The sequence below is a fragment of the Aeromonas sp. TECH754 genome, assembly GCF_056279295.1.
Genome location: NZ_JBWBRA010000001.1, coordinates 1698467 through 1711808 on the forward strand (window position 1 = coordinate 1698467; position 13342 = coordinate 1711808).

The 13342-nt window shown below is 64.4% G+C and carries 11 protein-coding genes; 5 read left to right on the forward strand and 6 right to left on the reverse strand.

Annotated features, from left to right (window positions below):
* Positions 1 to 74 precede the first annotated feature (74 nt).
* A complete protein-coding gene (locus ACZ9IL_RS07525) occupies positions 75 to 1055 on the reverse strand; it encodes a TDT family transporter (protein WP_476002954.1) in 981 nt (326 codons plus the stop codon).
* 102 nt (positions 1056 to 1157) lie between these two features.
* Between ACZ9IL_RS07525 and ACZ9IL_RS07530 the strand changes: the two genes are divergently transcribed.
* Complete coding sequence (locus ACZ9IL_RS07530) at positions 1158 to 2048, forward strand: LysR substrate-binding domain-containing protein (protein WP_476002955.1); 891 nt, start codon at positions 1158 to 1160, stop codon at positions 2046 to 2048.
* Between the two features lie 88 nt (positions 2049 to 2136).
* On the opposite strand, the gene ACZ9IL_RS07535 is transcribed toward ACZ9IL_RS07530, so the two are convergent.
* The 3 genes from ACZ9IL_RS07535 to ACZ9IL_RS07545 all read right to left on the reverse strand — a co-directional run bounded on the left by ACZ9IL_RS07535 (position 2137) and on the right by ACZ9IL_RS07545 (position 6283).
* Entirely contained in the window at positions 2137 to 3147 is a 1011-nt protein-coding gene (locus tag ACZ9IL_RS07535; protein WP_476002956.1) for a Gfo/Idh/MocA family protein, read from the reverse strand.
* A 43-nt stretch (positions 3148 to 3190) separates the two neighbouring features.
* Positions 3191 to 4036 (reverse strand): deoxyribonuclease IV, encoded by an 846-nt coding sequence (gene nfo / locus ACZ9IL_RS07540; RefSeq protein WP_476002957.1) that lies wholly within the window; start codon positions 4034 to 4036, stop codon positions 3191 to 3193.
* Positions 4037 to 4246: 210 nt separating this feature from the next.
* Entirely contained in the window at positions 4247 to 6283 is a 2037-nt protein-coding gene (locus tag ACZ9IL_RS07545; RefSeq protein ID WP_476002958.1) for a glycoside hydrolase family 3 protein, read from the reverse strand.
* Between the two features lie 228 nt (positions 6284 to 6511).
* Between ACZ9IL_RS07545 and ACZ9IL_RS07550 the strand changes: the two genes are divergently transcribed.
* A complete protein-coding gene (locus ACZ9IL_RS07550; protein WP_476002959.1) occupies positions 6512 to 7522 on the forward strand; it encodes a helix-turn-helix domain-containing protein in 1011 nt (336 codons plus the stop codon).
* 116 nt (positions 7523 to 7638) lie between these two features.
* On the opposite strand, the gene ACZ9IL_RS07555 is transcribed toward ACZ9IL_RS07550, so the two are convergent.
* Positions 7639 to 9072, reverse strand: a complete 1434-nt coding sequence (locus ACZ9IL_RS07555; RefSeq protein ID WP_476005316.1) for a glycoside hydrolase family 1 protein — start codon at positions 9070 to 9072, stop codon at positions 7639 to 7641.
* Positions 9073 to 9271: 199 nt separating this feature from the next.
* Here ACZ9IL_RS07555 and ACZ9IL_RS07560 point away from each other — a divergent pair, with 199 nt between their 5' ends.
* The 3 genes from ACZ9IL_RS07560 to ACZ9IL_RS07570 all read left to right on the forward strand — a co-directional run bounded on the left by ACZ9IL_RS07560 (position 9272) and on the right by ACZ9IL_RS07570 (position 12088).
* A complete protein-coding gene (locus ACZ9IL_RS07560) occupies positions 9272 to 10162 on the forward strand; it encodes a LysR family transcriptional regulator (RefSeq protein WP_476002960.1) in 891 nt (296 codons plus the stop codon).
* A 23-nt stretch (positions 10163 to 10185) separates the two neighbouring features.
* Positions 10186 to 10428 (forward strand): hypothetical protein, encoded by a 243-nt coding sequence (locus tag ACZ9IL_RS07565; protein WP_476002961.1) that lies wholly within the window; start codon positions 10186 to 10188, stop codon positions 10426 to 10428.
* Positions 10429 to 10510: 82 nt separating this feature from the next.
* Positions 10511 to 12088, forward strand: coding sequence for a sensor domain-containing diguanylate cyclase (locus ACZ9IL_RS07570; protein WP_476002962.1), 1578 nt, complete (start codon positions 10511 to 10513; stop codon positions 12086 to 12088).
* A gap of 28 nt (positions 12089 to 12116) precedes the next feature.
* On the opposite strand, the gene ACZ9IL_RS07575 is transcribed toward ACZ9IL_RS07570, so the two are convergent.
* Positions 12117 to 13250 (reverse strand): hypothetical protein, encoded by a 1134-nt coding sequence (locus tag ACZ9IL_RS07575; RefSeq protein ID WP_476002963.1) that lies wholly within the window; start codon positions 13248 to 13250, stop codon positions 12117 to 12119.
* Between the last annotated feature and the right edge of the window lie 92 nt (positions 13251 to 13342).

Genomic DNA, 13342 nt, shown 5'->3' on the forward strand with positions numbered 1-13342 from the left:
TTGGGGCCTTCAAGGCAAGACACCCCGCGTGGCGGGGTGTCTTGTTGACGACAGTCCGGGACCGTCGTCGCCAATCAGCGGCGCAGCGGCTGGCTCAGCACCTCGCCCTGTCCCAGCGGCAGGAAGAACATCAGGTAGCGCAGTGCCACATAACCGACGATCAGGGTGGCCGCACCGAGCTCGAGATGGGCCAGCTGATTGACTTGCTCCGCATAGTGGGCGGCTTCAGGCCACTGTGCCAGCAGATGACCGACCTTGAACAGCGCGGTGGCACCGATCACCAGCGGGAAGGTGAAGGCGGCAAACCCTGGTGAGAACGGCAGTCGCAGCAGCTTGATGAAGGCCAGGTAGATGATGCCTGTCATCAGGATGGCGATCCCGAGCAGGGTGGCCACCAGCAGCAGGGACGGCTCCTCACTCACGGTCAGGTAACCGGCAAGGGACAGGCTGGCAGGCGCCGCCAGGATGGCGATGGTCGGCTTGGCGGCGTCCGGCACCTCATGGCTGAAGATGAGGCGATAGAGCATCAGCGGCAGCATCAGGCCGTAGCAGATCATGCCAAACCAGAGCAGGCCATCAGCCAGCCCGGCGAAGGGGCCACCCGGGTAGGCGACGTCGGCGACGATGATCCCGACCGGCGGCACGAACCAGCTCGGCACCATGTGATGGAGCTCGAACTCCTTGGCCCGGTGCCAGATGAAGGTGGCGAGGAACACCAGGTGCAGCGCCACGGCGAACAGCCAGAGCCCCTGACCGAACGCGGGGGCCAGCATGCCGACGGCCTTGGAGACCACCATGGTGGCCATGGCATAGGTCGGCACCACGCTGCCCACCACGGGGTGAGCGAGATCCTGCCACAGCAGGCGCGGGTGCAGCACAAACTTGCAGGTGAGGATCAGGAGCAGCGCGGCGGCGATGGCGGCGCCCAGCAGTTGCAGGCGACCATCGAACTGACCGGCGTTTTCCCAACACCAGCCGAGGCTGGCGATCCCCAAAGCCAGTCCGGCCATGGGTGTCGGGGCTGAGGCTAGGGCACGGCGGGTGCTTGCGATCATGTCTGATACCCTCTTCTTGATGACGATGGGCATAGGATAAAGGGGGCGTATCGTTTACGATATCTAAATGAATTGAATTAAGCGTTAAGGAAAACTAAACACATGAAGCTGACCCTGCAACAACTCAAGGTCTTCGCCGCCATCGCCCGCCACGGCAACCTGGGGGGCGCCGCCGACGAACTCTTCCTGAGCAAGGGTGCCGTCTCCCAGGCGTTGCAGGAGCTGGAGCGCCAGCTCGCCACCCCGCTGTTTGATCGGGTCCACCCGAGGTTGCAGCTCAACAACGAGGGACGCCTGCTGCAACCGGCCGCCGAGGAGCTGCTGACCCGGATGCAGGAGATCGAGCAGCTGTTCAGCCCGGATGCAGAGCCGAGCGGTCAGCTCAGGCTCGGCGCCAGCCAGACCATAGGCAACTACCTGCTACCCAGCCTGCTGGCCGATAGTGCCCACGAGCTGGGGCTGCCGCCCAGGGTGACCATCGCCAACACCCACCTGCTGTGCCACGCCCTCGCCCACTTCGAGCTGGATCTGGCGCTGATCGAGGGAGAGAACCATCACCCGGATCTGCTGAGCGAGCCCTGGCTCGAAGACGAGATGCTGATCATAGCGCCGCCTGATCACCCCCTGGCCGATCGGCTCGAGCTGCCGCTCAGTCAGCTGGCCGGCGAAACCTGGGTGCTGCGCGAGCCCCAGTCCGGCAGTCGCGAACAGTTCGAGCAGCAGCTCCAGCCCAAGTTGCCGCGCTGGCGGGCCGGGCTCGAGTTCAACACCCTGGAGGCGGCGATGCTGGCGGTGGAGCATGGTCTGGGTCTCTCCTTCGTCTCCCGCCTCGCGGTCTCGGACAGGCTCGCGAGCGGTCGGCTGGTGGCCCTCACCCTCAACCGCCGCTTCCCGCGCCAGCTCTCCCTCGTCTGGCACAAGCAGAAGTATCACTCCGCCGCCCTGCGCCATTTCCTGGCCTTCTGCCGCAAGCAGAGCCTGCCTGACGCCTGAACGCATCGCCCGCCGAGGTGCAGATGCCGGATAACACAGAGGGCGCCATGGCGCCCTCTGTTGATCAAGCCGATACCTACCTTGGTGATCACGCTTCTCTGTCGTGCGCCGACCCCAGCCCCGTCTCGACCCAGCCCAGCACCCGGCGTGTCAGGGCCTGGGGCACCCAGGGGGAGTCCAGCAGTCCCTCGGCAACGCAGCGGGCGAAGTGATCCGCCTCGTGCTGCATGCCACCCCCCTCCACCGGCAGCACTATGTCGCCTGGCCAGGCGGCAAGGGGCTCGCCCGCGAGCCAGCGCACCGTTTGCGGATTCCACCACTTGCCCTCGATGACCAGCTCCCAGCGCTCGTCGCCCTCCCCCCCGCGCAAGTAGGCGGCCTTGTCGAGATCCTCGATGATGGAGGCGCCGAGCTCGGCCTCAAGCGCCCCGCCGAAGGTGAAGTTTGCCACCAGATCTACCTCGCCCGGAGCCCGCACCAGGCTGATCTCGGGCTCCCCCGCCACCAGTCCAAGGCGCTCACAGAAGGCGGCATAGAGCCAGAGCGGATAAACGCCCACATCCCAGGCGGCGCCACCGTCAAGGGTCGGGTCGAACAGCTTGCCCTCCCGGGGCGGCGCCGAGCCAAAGGCGGCCCGCAGCGACTGCGGGGCGGACAGGTTGGGCAGGCGTTGCAGCAATTCGCGCATGGCCGGGAAGCACATCACCTTCATGGCTTCCTGCAGCAGCAGACCGCGCTCGCGAGCGAGCATGCTCAGCGCATCCCAATCTGCCAGCCTGGTCACCGCCGGTTTCTCTACCAGCACGTGCTTGCCCGCCAGCAGCATCTGCCTGATCAGCTCGGCGTGTTCCGGGTGGATCACCGCCACGTAGACGGCGTCCACCTCGGGGCTCGCCGCCAGCGCCTGATAGCTGCCATAGGCCAGCGGCAGGCCTTGCTCATCGGCAAAGGCCTGGGCCCGCCCCTGATCACGGGCGGCGATCGCCAACACCCGCCCACCCCTGGCATGCTGGTTGACGTCGTTGCAAAAACGCCGGGCGATGGCCCCTGCGCCTGCGATACCCCAGCGCAGGGTTGCCGGCATGTCTTGTGGTTGCATCTTGTCTCCTGATACCGCTTTTTGAATGTCCTGATCGCGACCGTTACGCCTTGGCGAGGCTGCGCAGCCAGGTGATCTCGTCGCCCCAGATGGTCTCGTCGATGGTCTCGAGGATCAGCGGGATGCCGTCGAAGCGGGCGTCATTCATGATGTGGTGGAACACCGCCTCCCCGAGGTTGCCTTCTCGCAGGCTGTGGTGGCGATCGACCCGGCTACCGAAGGTACACTTGGCACCGTTGATATGCATCCCCTTGAGGTACTCAAACCCCACGATGCGGTCAAACTCGGCGAACACGGCGACGCAGCTCTCGGGGGTGCGCAGATCATAGCCGGCGGCGAAGGCGTGGCAGGTGTCGAAGCAGATGCCGACCCGGCGCTTGTCCTCCACCCCGTCGATGATGGCGGCAAGCTGCTCGAACGACCAACCGAGGTTGGTGCCCTGGCCGGCGGTGTTCTCGATGACGGCGGTCACTCCCTCACTGCGCTCCAGCGCCCAGTTGATGGACTCGCTCACGAGCTTGAGGCTGACGGCCTCCGGGATCTGCTTGAGGTGGCTGCCGGGGTGAAAGTTCAGATAGCAGAGCCCCAGCTGCTCGCAGCGCTTGATCTCGTCCAGAAAGGCATCGCGGGACTTGGCGAGGGCATCGGGATCGGGATGGCCCAGGTTGATGAGATAGCTGTCGTGGGGCAGGATCTGCTCGGGGCGAAAGCCCGCCTTGTCGCAGGCCTGCTTGAAGGCGCGGATGCTGGCATCCGACAGGGGCGCCGCCTGCCACTGACGCTGGTTCTTGGTGAACAGGGCGAAGGCGTTGGCGCCGATGGCCTCTGCACGGGCGATGGTGTTCTCCACCCCGCCGGCCGCACTGACGTGGGCTCCGATAAATTTCATCATCTCTCCTCTGCACTGTTTTCTGTCAAGGGTGCTCATCTGTCCGGCCTGGCCGTATCGCACCTGCACGTCGCGCGATGACGAGCGCTCCCTTCTGTGGGCGTCATTATGCCCAAGCCCCTCGCCCACGCCAAACCGAGATCCTCGATGAGGGCCATAGAAAAGGCGCCCGCAGGCGCCTGTTGTGATACTCGTCTTGCGATCGCGGCCTCAATAAGCCAGTCCGGCGCCATAGGCATAGAGCGGGTTGACCGAGTCGCTCGCCACGTCCGAGGCCTGGTTCAGCACCGCCTGCCAGTGGGAGGGCAGTTCGAAGGGCAGCTTGCCGCGGGCCTTGGTCTTGCCGCTGATAACATCGAACAGCGCCTGATCCAGCGCGCCGAAGTTGGCCAACAGCACCTTGGCGGCGGGCGCCACCTCGGTCAGGATGGCGGGTCTGTCCAGATAGACGGAGAGCACCAGGGGCACCCCAGCCTGCTCGATGGCCTGGATGGCGGCCAAGTCGTCCGCCCCATGATAGACCCCCTCGTGGGCCGTCTCCTGCACCAGCTGATCCGCGCTTGCAAAGCCGAGCTGACCGAAGTGGATGCTGCCAAACGGGAAGCGGGGATCCTGCTCGCCCGGCGCATTGGCCCGGGCGATGGCGAGATCCGCCTCTGCCAGGTTTGTCACTACCGTATAACCGTTGGCGGTGGCCACCTCGGCATTGACGTTATAGAGGTAGACCCGTTTGCCCTCGGCCTTGAGGGGCAACAATGCGCCCTCATTCTTGAGCAAGACGTGGGACGCCGCCTGGGCCGCCTGGGCCTCCTGCTGGAACTCGGCCTTGCCCACCAGGGCGACCGCCACCTGGGTATCGACGTAGGGGTTCTCAAACAGTCCCAATTCGAACTTCTGCTCCAGGATGCGCAGGGCCGAGGCCGATATCGCCGCCTCCGTCACCAGCCCGCTCTGCACCGCCGCCAGCAGGGGTGCCGAATCTTCCACCCCGCCAAACTGATCCACCCCGGCCGCGATGGACTTGGCGTAACGCTCGGCCTTGGTCAGTTTCTCCACCCCCCATGACATGCCAAAGGGCACAGTCCAGGGGCTGACGCCGGCATCCACCTGCACCTGACTCAGCCCCTCCTCGCAGCGGGTATCGCAGTCGTTGATGATGCCCCAGTCGCTCAGTACCACGCCGTCGAACTTGAAGTGGCCTCGCAGCAGATCCGTAATGATCTGGCGGTTGAAGCCAAAGCCCACCTCCTCGATGGCCTGACCCTCGTAAGTCAGCCCCTCCGGCAGGGCGTAGTAAGGCATGACGGCGGCCACCTTGGCCTCGAAGGCCCCCTCAAAGGGCACCAGGTGATAGGCGAACTGGCCGCCCGGATAGATCTGCTCCTTGCCCCAGGGGTTGTGGGCATCCAGCCCGTCCTTCTGGGGGCCAGCCCCGGCGAAGTGCTTGACCACGGTGATCACGCTCTCCTTGCCGATGCCGTTGCCGCCCTGCTGGAAGCCCTCGATGTAGGCCTTGACCAGGGATTTGGCAAGCTGGTTGTTCTCGCCGAAGGTGCCGTTGATGCGGCCCCAGCGCGGCTCGGTCGCGAGATCCGCCTGGGGTGAGAGCGCCTCGTGGATACCGACCGCACGATACTCCTGGCGGGCGATGTCACCGAAGCGCTGCACCAGGGCGGCGTCGCCGATGGCGGCGAGCCCCAGGGTCTCCGGCCATTGGGAGAAGGCACCGGCGCCAATGCTGGTGGCGTTGGGATCATGGGTGAAATGGTTGCGCGGATCCGTGCTGACGGTCATGGGGATGCCGAGTCCCACCCCTTCCAGCAGCGCCTGCAGCCGGTTGTTGTCCTCGGCGATGGCCGCCGGATCGCCAGCCATTCGAGTGATGTAGGTGTTGACGCCATCTTGTTGCAACATCTTCGCCATGGCGTCTAGGTTGACCCGCCCCTCCCCATCCAGCACCAGGGTGCCGTGCATCATCAGGCCGGCCTTCTGGGCCAGGGAGAGTCTGCCCACCAGATCCTGCGCCCGCTCGGCGGCGCCGAGGCGCCAATCCTCATAGGGGGTCAGGGTGCCGCTGCCGTCCAGATCCTTGAACTGCAAGCCATCCTGCTCGAGCAGGCTGACGGTGCGGTGACCCAGGGTGGGCTGTTCCGGTTTGGGACTGGAGTCGTTGTCATTGCAACCCGCCAGCAGCAGGGCGCCTATGGTCAGGGCGAGCGGGGTCATGGCGAGACGATGGTATTTCATTATTGTGGTCTTCCTTGTGTGTAGGTCAGGCCACTGTATGCAAAATCGACCGCCCCAACTTGTCCGCCGGGTGCAGGAAATTGCCGGTTGGGAGCAGTGTTCAAAACTGTGAAAAGGCTTGCAGGGTTACCCTTGGTTACATAAATGAAACAATTATCCGTGCCTGGCTCACGGCAATTTCTACCGGCTGGCCGATGATGGTGGGCCCTCGTCGACAAGGATTTCGCCGTGAAAACTGTCTCAAACCGGATAGCCCTGCACTGCATCACCCACTGGCAGCAGCAGGGACGGGACCCAAGCCAGCTACTGCTCAGTGCCGGCATCGCCCAGGAGGAGCTGCTACTGCCGCAGGGACGGATCGATGCCCAGCGCCACTTCCGGCTGCTGGCCCAGGTCGCCCCCCATGCGGACATGAGCCACAGCTGGTCGCCCCCCTCCCTCACCGGCCTGTTTGCGGACTTCCTGCCGCTCGCGAGCCTGTGTTGCAACGCCGCCAGCTGGCGCCAGGCGCTGCACTATTTCCTCTCCTTTCGCCCCCTCATCGGCGAATGCGACCGGATCACCCTGCAGGAGGAGGATGGCTGGGCCCGGCTCTACTATTACTCGGACTCCGATCACCCGGACGTGGTTGCCCTCAGCAGCCTGGCCAACCTCTGCCACCTCTATGCCCTGCTGCAGTTCTACCATCCGGGCCAGGGCCTGCTGGTGCTGCCCACCCCGGTGCGCCCCAAACTGTGGCGCGAGCTCGCCGCCTGGCTGGGAGGGCGGCTGCAACTCGGCGATGGCTATCAGCTGCGCTTCCCCGCCGCCCTGCTCGATCAGGCCTATGAGGGGTACAACGGCCCCCTGCAGCCCCTGCTGCTGGGGGAGCTCGACAGCCAGATGAACCTGCTGCGTCCCCGCCTCCATTACCGGGATCGGGTGCAGGCGCTGATCCGGCAGCAGCTGTGGCAGGAGAGCGCCGAGCCACGCGCCCTGCTGGCCGGGATCTGCGAGGCGCTCAAGCTGACCCGCTGGACCCTCAATCGCCACCTGCGCGAGGAGGGCTGCCACTTCTCGGCCCTGCTGGAGCAGGTGAGAAGAGAGGAAGCCTGCCGCCTGTTGCAGGACTCCAGCCTGCAGCTGCAGGAGGTGGGTGGCCGGCTCGGCTTCGCCAGCCAGAGCAGCTTCACCCGCTTCTTCAAGGGGGCATTCGCGCTCTCTCCCAGCCAGTACCGCTCAAGGCGCAGCCGCGTCTGACTCGGCGGCCAGGGCATTCCCCACCCCATGTTCGCATCCACAAACAACAAGGCCCCCAGCGAAGAGGGGGCCTTGTCAGCGGACGATACGGGCGGGAAAGCCCGTCGACTCGACGCTTACAGCGCCTTGCCACCGGAGGCGATCACCTGGCGATACCAGTGAAAGCTCTCCTTCTTGATGCGGCGCAAGGAGCCGCCCTGCTCGTCGCGCTCCACATAGACGAAGCCGTAGCGCTTCTGGTAGCCGTTGAGCCAGCTCAGGATGTCGGTGAAGGACCAGGCGCAGTAGCCGATGAGCTCGACCCCGTCCTGCAGCGCCTCCTGGCAAGCTTTCAGATGGCTGCGCAGGTAATCGATGCGGTAGTCATCCTGCACCCGGCCATCCGCGGTCAGCTTGTCGAACTCACCGAGGCCGTTCTCGGTGATCATCAGCGGCAGGCCGTAGCGAGACGAGAGGCGACGCAGGGCGATGCGCATCCCGGTGGGATCGATGGCCCAGTCCCAGTTGCTGGTCTCGAGGTTGGGGTTCGGCGTGGTCTTGTACAGACCCGGCACGCCGCTGGACGGCGTGGTGCCCTTCTGGCCCGTGGTGTTGATGCGCTGCATGGTCTGGCCGCCGATGGGGTTGTCGGTGAAGGTCAGGGTGTAGTAGTAGTTGACCCCGATGTAATCCGGCGCACCCTCCTTCAGCAGTTCCAGATCTCCCGGCAGGATCTCAGGCGCCTCGCCGGTCTCCCGCAGGTAGGCGAGCGCCGCCTGAGGGTAGCGGCCGAAGCAGTAGGCATCCAGCCACCAGAGGTTGGTGAACTCCTCGGCGTTCTCATAGGCCAGCATGTCGCTCGGGGCGCAAGACGCCGGATAAGCGGGGGAATAGGCGAAACTCGGACCGATGAGGCCCCCCGGCACATGCTGGCGGAACGCCTTGATGACCCGGGCGTTAGCCAGGAATGCGATGTGGTTCGCCGCGAAGAAGCGCGTCCTGTCCTGCACCGCGGGCGGATGGGTGCCGAGCTGATAGGCGTTGGTCAGGTTGTAGTTCTGCTCGTTCAGGGACACCCAGTACTTCACCTTGCCGGCGAAACGCTGGTAGAGGGTGACGCAATAGTGCTCGAAGTCGTCGATGATGCGTCTGTCTTCCCAGCCGCCGTACTCCTCTTGCAGCGCCTGGGGCAGATCCCAGTGGTAGAGAGTCAGCACCGGCTCGATGCCGTGGGCCAGCAGGCTGTCGATGAGCCGCTCGTAGAAAGCGAGCCCTGCTTCGTTCACCTCACCGCGACCGGTGGGGAAGATGCGCGGCCAGCTCACCGAGAAGCGATAGGCCTTGAGCCCCATCTCGGCCATCAGCGCCACGTCTTCCTCGACTCTGTGGTAGTGATCCACCGCCACGTCGCCGTTGCTGCCCTGGAAGGTCTTGCCCGGCAGCTTGGTGAAGACATCCCACACCGAGGGGCCCTTGCCATCGTCATTCCAGGCCCCTTCCACCTGGTAGGCGGCGGAGGCGGCGCCCCACAGGAAATCCTGGGGGAAGTCGTTGATCTTGGGATGATGCATCTGGTCTCTCTCCTTCTGCTTGTCGATGGCGCTGGCCACCTCGAATGAACGGGTGCCTGTCACAGGTGCACCCCGAATGAATTGGCATAAGCATCGAACAGTTCTAAAATTCCGTCCAATGACAATTTAGGCCATTCAACATTCCCAACAGGAATGATGGTCAATCAAGAAATGAAGCACAGACGAGAAAGGAGAAGGGATGGAACTCAGAGATCTGAAGGCCTTCGTCACCCTGGGGGAGGTGCTGCACTTCGGCCAGGCGGCGGCGCGCCAGCACATCACCCAGTCGGCCCTGAGCAAGCAGATAAGGCGGCTGGAGGCGGAATTTGGCGGGGAATTGTTCGAGCGCAACGCCAGCAGCACCCGGCTCACCCTGCTCGGGCGGGCACTCTATGCCGACGCCAGCGCCTTGGTGGCCCGGAGCGAGCAGCTCGGGCGCACCGCCCGTGACGTGCTGGCGGGCAACGGCGGCACCCTGCGCATCGGCTTCGGGGTCGCCACCAAGTTGCTGGTACCCGCGGCCATCGCCCGTCTGCGGGCCGCGCGCCCGGGGGTGCGTATCGAGCTCAACGATCTCTCCACCCATCACCAGCTGCTGGCGCTCTCCGAGGGCAGGCTGGATCTGGGCTTTTGCCGCCTGCCCGCCCCCAGAGGCTGGCACTGCCTGCCGGTGGTGCGTGCCCATTTCATCGCGGTGCTGCCCGCCAGCTACGCGGGAGTGAAGGGGCTCGCGGATCTGGTAGACAGGCCGCTGGCCATCCTGCGCCGGGACAAGGCCCCCTCCTTTCACGATCAGTTCGTGCACTATCTGGCCCAGAGCGGCCTGCGTTTTCGTGACATCCAGTATGTGAACGACTTCGCCGCCGGCATCGCCACCGCCGCCGCGGACATCGCCTGGACCCTGGTGCCCTCCTCCACCACCATCGAGCATCCTGATGTGATAAGCCTCCCCCTCACCGAACCCGAGGCGAGCTGGACCATAGGCCTCATCCGCCCGCCCGGCGCAGACAACCCGCTCATCGACACTTTCTGGCAGACGGTGGCCGAACTCAAGGATCCCGCGCTCACCAATTCGCAGGAGGGGGGATAGACCCCGCCCCGGACGAGGAAACCATGGCGATGAAAGGGCTCGGTCGTGCCGTCCAGTCGGCCAAGGCGCCACATCTTCCCTTCCCGTTTGCACGTCACGCTGACGATCTGGTGATCGAACGCCCATATTGCGGCATCGGCCACTCCTGCCTGCACAACGCCCGCAACGACGGGGATCACAGTCTGGATCCCATGGTGCCCGGTCACGGGATCCGCGGTCGGGCAAGCCGGAACGGCCATCCAGAGGGATTAGGGCAGTCCGATTAGAGGTGGCTTTTGGGCGGACAACCCCAGTAGAATCGGCTCATTGCCCTGGCCAAGTGCCGACTGACAAGGATCTCCGTCTCCCATGCAACCTCACTGGCTGCCGAAGTTTGATTTGCATCGCCTCATCCTGGCCCTGGCCGTGCTCGGCGTCCTGGCCACCTTTGGCAACAGCTTCTACACCATTTACCAGACCCAGCGCCAGCTGCTGATCTCCAGCACCCTCGAGGCCAACCGGGTCTATGCGGCCAAGCTGGCTACCACCACCGAGACCATGCTGCAATCGGCCCAAAACCAGCTGGCTTACAGCGCCTCCCTGCTGGCGCCCATGCTGCAGGCCGGCAATGGAAAAATGCTGGAGCAGGAGGTCAGCCGCCTGCGCCTGCAGACCCGCACCTTCAACTCCGTGGTCATCGTCAATACCGACGCCATCGTGGTCGCCGTCTCCCCCGAGACGCTGCAAGTCAAGGGCGCCAAACTCATCTCCCTCATCTCCCAGCAGGCCATCGCCGCCCAGAAGCCGCTGATCTCGGATCCCTTCATCTCGCTCTCCGGCAACTACCTCATCACCGTCTCTTACCCGATCTTCAACGAGGACAAGCACTACCTCGGCTATGTGGCAGGGACCATCTATCTGCAGTCCACCAGCATCCTCTCCACCGTGCTCGGCAAACATTACTATCAGGACGGTTCCTACCTCTATGTGATGGACAAGAACAACACCCTCATCTATCACCCGGATCAGAAGAAGATTGGCCGCCACTATTACGAAAACCCCGTGGTCAACGAGGTGTTGCATGGTATCGAAGGCTCACAGAGCGTGACCAATACCGATGGCGTCGAGATGCTGGCCGGGTTTTCCCCCGTGGCCAGCACTGGCTGGGGCATCGTGGCCCAGCGCCCCCTGAGCGCGACCCTGGCGGGACTCGATGAACAGATGAGCGGTGCGCTGATGCGGATGATCCCCATCACTCTGCTCATCCTCTTCGTCATCTGGCTCTCTGCCACCGTCATTTCCAAGCCGCTGCGCCAATTGGCCAACAAGGCCAGATTGATGGATCAGCAGGAGGCTGTCTCCAACATCTCCGGCATCCGCGCCTGGTACTTCGAGGCCGCCCAGTTGAAGCAAGCCATCCTCAAGGGGCTGGGCCTGCTCAACACCAAGATCGACAAGCTGCACAACGACAGCCACACCGACCCCATGACGGGTCTGCTCAACCGGCGGGCGATGCAGCAGAGGCTGGATGAAGCCCTGTTGCAGCCTCAGCCGCTCAGCGTCATCGCCCTCGACATCGATCACTTCAAGCAGATCAACGACAGCTTCGGCCACGACGTCGGGGACGAGGTGATCGTCGCGCTGGCTCAGCTGATGCAACAGGACGTCAGGCCGGATGGCGCCTTGTGCCGCAGCGGCGGCGAAGAGTTTCTGCTGCTGTTGCCGCAGACCTCCCTGGCCCAGGCCCAGGCCATCGCCGAGCGGTTGCGACTGAAGGTGGCGAGCCACGAGATGGCGACCGCGGGACATATCACCATCTCCCTCGGTGTCGCCCACTGGTCGGGTCAGGAGGAGCAGGATCTCGGGGCCGCGCTCAAGCGCGCGGATGAGGCGCTCTATGAGGCCAAGCGCCAGGGCCGAAATCGCGTGGTGGTGGAAGCCATCTGAACGCGGCCCCATGAGGGGCCGCGTATTATCAGAAGCTGTAACCCATCTTCAGGTAGATGCCGGAGTTGTTGTCCTTGCCCATGGCGTACTCGAGGTTGGCGACTATGCCCTCCTCGGGCTTGAGCAGATACTGCACCCCCGCGCCCCAGGCCGGATAGACGTTGTCGCTGTCGCCGCAGTCAAGAGACTCCCCACTCACCGAATCGCCGTAGAGGCAGGCCACCCCGGCGAAGGCGGTGAGGGTCCAGCGCTCCGCCAGTTTGTAGCGCTCCTCCACTTCTACCGCCGACATGTGCTGACCCAGGTATTCGCCCGGGGTGTAGCCGCGCAGGTAGATGGGGGAATAGGAGCCGCTCGGCGCGTTGTTGGAGAACTGGTTGCGGTTGCGCCAGGCCAGCACATGGCCATCGCCGTGGCTCCAGTAGCCACGGTAATCCACCCGATAGATGTCGAAGTCCTGCTCCCCGCCCAGCTCCTCTCGATAGGCCAGGTTGTTGACGTTGAGATACCAGCCCTTGGTGGCGCTGAAGTCGCTGTCGCGGGAGTCATGTTGCACCACCAGCCCCAGCCCGCCCGAGGTGAACCCCTCCAGCCCCAGCTCGTCCAGGATCAGCTCGGACTGGGCATCCTGTCCCTTCATCTCGTAGTTGGAATAGGCCGCCATGCCGCCGACGAACCAGTCACCCTCCACCCGATAGAGATAGCGGAAGAAGGCCGAATTGAAGTTGTCGTTGGTCTCCAGGGCGTGGCCCGAGCCCAGATAGTTCTCGTAGTCGTTGTTGATATCCCCCGAGATGATGCCGCCGACGATGCGGTGGTGATCCGCCCCGAAGGAGGTCTTGGCAAACACGCTGGCGATCAGGGATGCCGAGGTGGTGTACTTGGCCGAGACGGTGAACAGGGAAGGACGCGACTTCTCGTCGAACTGGTGCAGATAGCCCACCATCATACCTGCCGCCGTGTCCAGCTTGGGGCTGGAGCTCAGCAGGGGCACGAACAACCAGGGGGAGCGCTCGACCTTCTTCTCCTTCGGCTCGCTCGCCTTGCCAGCCTGGCTGGCCTCTGTCGTTTCCTCGCCGCTCGCGGGGGAGGAGGCATACAGGGGGAATGCGGCCAGCGTCAGTGCCAGGCCGGTCAGGAGGGGTAAGGTTGAGTTGAGCATGTCGCGATGATGTCCACACAGGATCACGTCGGCGAACCGCGGCGCTGGGCGCCCGGCTCTGCAGGCACGGTCCATTTCAGGTTGTCGACCGA